The sequence below is a fragment of the Mesorhizobium sp. M7A.F.Ca.CA.001.08.2.1 genome (genome assembly GCF_003998455.1).
In the GTDB taxonomy this organism is placed as follows: domain Bacteria; phylum Pseudomonadota; class Alphaproteobacteria; order Rhizobiales; family Rhizobiaceae; genus Mesorhizobium; species Mesorhizobium ciceri.
Window position 1 is genome coordinate 1 of the sequence record NZ_RZPW01000516.1, and the last position, 4,600, is coordinate 4,600.

The following is a 4,600-nucleotide window of genomic DNA, read 5'->3' on the forward strand; positions in this document are numbered from 1 at the left end:
CCAAAGCGAGGCTTGCTCCGGCATTGGTGCCGATCGTGGTCGGCTCGGCCAGCGGGTTGCGCAGCACATGCTGCATGACGACACCGGCGAGACCGAGCGCCGCGCCGGCCAGCACGCTGACGGCGACACGTGGCAGGAAAGCATAGCGATACAGCAACTGCACTGGATCGGATGTGTCGGGGGCGGTGAGCGCCTGCCACCACAGGTGCGCCGGCAGAAGGTGGATGAGATCGATGACGCTCAGCACCAGCGCCAGACCCGCGGGCACGGCCACCAGCAGGATGAGCGCGCCGATGCCGTCGCGCTGTCGCGGCAGGGACATTGCCTGAGCGATCATGCCGCTGCCACGAATTCGGCGAAACGCGCGGCGGCAGTAAGACCGCCGAACGGCCAGACCGGCGGAATGGTCCGCACCTGGCCGTTCCGGACGCAGGGCAGATTGGCCCAGAGCGAGTTGCGGGCGATCCTGATCCTGACGTGCGGCGGGATCGGATCGAGCGAGATCAGTTGCGCCTCGCCGACGGCGACCAGTTCCTCGATGCCGACCGTCGAAAAACCCCATTCATTGGTGGCGCCAGTCCAGGCATTGACGAGGCCGAGCCGGTCGAGGACGTCCTGCAGCAGGCTGCCGGCGCCGTAGACGCGGACATGGCGATCGTCGAACATGCTGACGACGCAGACCGGTTTTTGCGCCGCCCGCTCCAGCCTGGCACGCGCTTGGGCGATCGAGGCTTCGGTGCGCCCGACAAGGTTTTCTGCTTCCGTCCCACGGCCAAGCATGTCGCCAAGCTGCAGCGTCACCTGCTGCGCCTGCGCGTAAGGTGGAGCCTTGCCGCTGTAGAACGGCACATTGAAGGTCGGCGCCAATCTGGTGAAGCTGTTCTCGTCCAAGCCATAGCCATAGGCGCCGACGATCAGGTCGGGCCGCAATTCCCGAAGCAGTTCGAGATTGGGCTCGCTGCGCGATCCCAGGTCGATGGTGGCCTGCGGCAGCGCCGGGCCCTGGACCCAGTCGCCATAACCCCTGGTGTCGCCGACGGCGAGCGGCGACACGCCGAGCGAGACCACCATTTCGGCCGATGTCCATTCCAGGCAGACGACGCGGGCAGGTGCCGCGCGTGCCGTGCCGCCCGGCAAAGCGAGGCCGGTCGCGGCGAGGCCGGCAAGATACTGGCGCCGTGTCAGCGCCGCCATTTTGGGCCGGCCCGCCACATTGCTTCTACCATGTGTATTTCACCGAACCGTTGATCCTGCGGCCCTCGCCGTAGAAGCAGCCGAAGCCCGAGGAGAAGCAGGAGGCGACGTAGCGTTTGTCGAACAGATTGCTGGCATTGGGGCTGAGCGTGGCGTTCTGCCAGGCGTAATGCACCGCCGCGTCGGCGAGCACGACCGACGGAACCTTGAAGCTGTTGGCGTCGTCGCCATAGGTCGAGCCGACATAGCGGACACCGGCGCCCAGGCCGAGACCTTCGAGCTTGCCGCTCATGAAGGTGTAATTGGCCCAAAGCGATGCGGAATGGGCCGGCACGCCGAAGGGCGTGTTGCCCTCGTTGCTGACCCAGACGCCGTTGACGTCTTCGACAGCGGTCGCCCTGGTGATCTTCGTGTCGAGATAGGTGTAGGCCGCTCTCAGGTCGAAGCCGGAATCGAGGCTGGCAACGGCCTCGAATTCCACGCCGCGCGAACGGATCTCACCGGTCTGGAACAGATCGTTGGGTGAGCCCTCATTACCGGAACGCACGACATTCTGTCGGGTCAGGTCGAAAACCGATGCCGTAATGAAGGAATTCCAGCCAGTCGGCTGGTACTTCAGGCCGATCTCGTACTGCCTGCCGGTCTCGGGCACGAACAGATTGCCGTCGCTATCGGCGCCGGCCACCGGCTGGAACGACTCGGAATAGCTGACATAGGGTGCCAGGCCGTTGTCTGCGAGATAGACCAGGCCGGCGCGGCTGGTGAAGGCGTTGTCCTTCTGCTCGGGAATGTAGCCGCCGGCCAGATTGTCGTAGACCTTGGCATCCGACCAATCCTGGCGGCCGCCAAGGGTCAGCCGCCAGTTGCCGAACTTGACCTGGTCCTGGGCATAGAGACCGACCTGCTGCTGGGTGGTGTCGGTATCGGTGTAGGGCGTCAGATCGGTGATCGGGTACCCGTAAACCGGATCGAAGATGTTGAAACCGTCCTCGACGGTCCCTTCCGAGGCATAGTCGCGGTAAGTGTAGCGTTTGTAGTCGAGGCCGACGAGCAGCGTGTGGGCAAGCGGCCCGGTGTCGAAATCGGCTTGTGCCTGGTTGTCGATGGTGACGCCGCTGAGTTTGGTGCCGCCGGCATCTGCGTAACGGTAGTAGTCGCCGCTTGAAGGTTCCAGGCCGTTCGAGTCCGTCAGTCCGCCACCAAAGACGCCCTCCTCGGTGTGGGTGAGGTGGACGTAGCGGGCATGCTGTCGCACCTGCCAAGTTTCGTTGAAACGGTGATCGAATTCGTAGCCGATCGAGGCCTGGTCGTTGTTGTAGGAATCGAAGCCGGGTTCGCCGACGAACATGCTGTTCGGCAGGTACTTGCCGTCCTTGCCCGGTATGACCGTGCCGTAGGCAGGCAGGTACTGCATCGCCCATCCCGAGCGGTCGCGCTGATAGTTGGCGAGGATGGTCAGGCTGGTGTCGGCATCGGGCTGCCAGGTGATCGCCGGCGCGATGAAGATGCGATCGTCCTTGACGAAATCGGTCTGCGTGTCGCCCATGTGAGCGGCACCGGTGAGGCGAAACAGCAGCGACTTGTCGGCGTTCACGGCACCGCTGAAATCGAACTTGCCTTCATAGCGATTGAAGCTGCCGCCACCGAGTTCGATCTCGCGCAGGTTTTCCTCGGTCGGCCGCTTGCTGACATAGTTGATGATGCCGCCGGGGCTTGCCTGGCCATAAAGCACCGAGGCTGGTCCGCGCAGCACTTCGTAACGTTCCGCCCCGTAGGAATCGAGCGCGGTGAACAGGGTGAAATTGCTCTCCTTGAGCTGCAGCCCGTCCTTGTAGAAGACGCCGTTGGCGTTCGAAATGCCGCGCAATTGCAGGCCGAGGCCGCGATTGTCGGTGCCGTAGAGATCGCCAGTGGCGCCGGGCGTGTAGCGCAGAACGCCGCCGAGATTGTCGATCGCCTGTGCTTCCATCTGGCCCTTGGTGATCACCGATATCGACTGTGGCGTCTCGATCAGCGGCGTGTCGGTCTTGGTGCCGGTGGAGCCCTTGGTGGCCACGTAGCCCTTGACCGGCCCGAAGGCGCTTTCGACACGTTCCTGGACGTTGATCGGGTCCAGGGTGGTGGTGACCGTCTCCTGGGCCAGTGCATGGCCGCAGCCAAGCAGGGCCGGCACCGACACCGCTGCGATCAGCAGGCGCTTTCGCGCCATCCGGTCCTGCCAAATCAGTCCACGTCCCGAGATCATCCTGCGCCCCCTTTTCCAAATTTCATGTCGATATTGCCGGTCGCGACGATTTGTTGATCGTTGCAGTCATCTTCAATGTTGACTAGTAAGGTCATGTTTCATAGTCAACCGGGCATGAGCCGTCGAAAGCCGGAATCTGGAAATGCGGGCGGCCGCACTGGAGAAAAGCCATGAGCATGGCTGGAATTGATGCCCAGACTGCCTTCCATATCGACGCGGTGCGCTTTGCCGTCGGCGAGCGGACGCTGCTCGGTCCGGTCTCGCTCGAACTGGAGCGCTCGCGCGTCTATGGGCTGATCGGCCACAATGGTTCGGGCAAGTCGACGCTGATCAAGCTCATGGCGCGCCAACAGCCGGCGAGTTCAGGCGCCATCACTTTCGCCAGGCGTCCGTTGCCGCAATGGGGCGCCCGCGAATTTGCCCGCGCGCTTGCCTATCTGCCGCAGACGACACCGGCGGCGACCGGCCTGACCGTGCGCGAACTGGCGACGTTGGGACGCTATCCCTGGCATGGCGCGCTTGGCCGCTTCCGCGCGCAGGACAGGCAGCATGTCGACGAGGCGCTGGCCCTGACCGACATGGACGGGTTCGCGGATCGGCTGGTGGACGAATTGTCGGGCGGCGAGCGCCAGCGCGCCTGGCTCGCCATGCTGGTGGCGCAGAACGCCGGCGTCATGCTGCTCGACGAGCCGATCTCGGCACTCGACATCGCCCATCAGGTCGAGGTGCTCGGGCTGGTCAAGGAACTCAGCCGCAAACGCGACCTGTGCGTCGTCGTCGTGCTGCACGATCCCAACATGGCGGCGCGCTACTGCGACGAGCTGATCGCGCTCAAGGACGGCAAGCTGCTGACGCGCGGCACACCAGCCGAGATCATGCGCAGCGATGTGCTGAAAGGCATTTTCGGCGTGGAGATGGGCGTGTTCGCGCACCCCGTCACCGGCCAGCCTGTCGGCTATGTGCAGTGACGAGATCTGGTGCGGCGGCGGGAAATAGAAGGCGGCTGGCCGCTGTGAGAACAAGGAAGAAGCTGTTGTCGAGAAGTGGTTTGTTGGCGGCGTTGGTCGCATCCGTCATCCTGTCGGCCGGCAGCGCGATGGCCCAGGAGCAACCGGCCGGTGCCGCGCCGGCGATTGATGCCCCCACCCCGGCTGCTCCCAC

The 4,600-nt window shown here is 64.2% G+C and carries 5 protein-coding genes; 1 reads left to right on the plus strand and 4 read right to left on the minus strand.

Annotated features, from left to right (window positions below; translation table 11 throughout):
* The 3 genes from EN914_RS25200 to EN914_RS25210 all read right to left on the minus strand — a co-directional run.
* Positions 1 to 337 (minus strand): iron chelate uptake ABC transporter family permease subunit (locus tag EN914_RS25200; protein ID WP_164778890.1); only part of this gene is annotated, 337 nt, incomplete at its 3' end.
* Positions 334 to 1,194 (minus strand): ABC transporter substrate-binding protein, encoded by an 861-nt coding sequence (locus tag EN914_RS25205; protein ID WP_024504728.1) that lies wholly within the window; start codon positions 1,192 to 1,194, stop codon positions 334 to 336. The genes EN914_RS25205 and EN914_RS25200, both read right to left, overlap by 4 nt.
* 25 nt (positions 1,195 to 1,219) lie before the next feature.
* The gene (locus tag EN914_RS25210) at positions 1,220 to 3,403 is read right to left on the minus strand and encodes a TonB-dependent siderophore receptor (RefSeq protein ID WP_245265383.1); all 2,184 of its coding nucleotides are present in this window, start codon (positions 3,401 to 3,403) and stop codon (positions 1,220 to 1,222) included.
* Positions 3,404 to 3,615: 212 nt separating this feature from the next.
* Here EN914_RS25210 and EN914_RS25215 point away from each other — a divergent pair, with 212 nt between their 5' ends.
* Positions 3,616 to 4,407: an ATP-binding cassette domain-containing protein gene (locus tag EN914_RS25215; protein ID WP_024504726.1), complete on the plus strand. Its 792-nt coding sequence runs from the start codon at positions 3,616 to 3,618 to the stop codon at positions 4,405 to 4,407.
* Here the strand turns inward: EN914_RS25215 and EN914_RS38760 are convergent.
* Positions 4,376 to 4,600 (minus strand): hypothetical protein (locus EN914_RS38760; protein WP_206527234.1); only part of this gene is annotated, 225 nt, incomplete at its 5' end. The genes EN914_RS25215 and EN914_RS38760 overlap by 32 nt on opposite strands.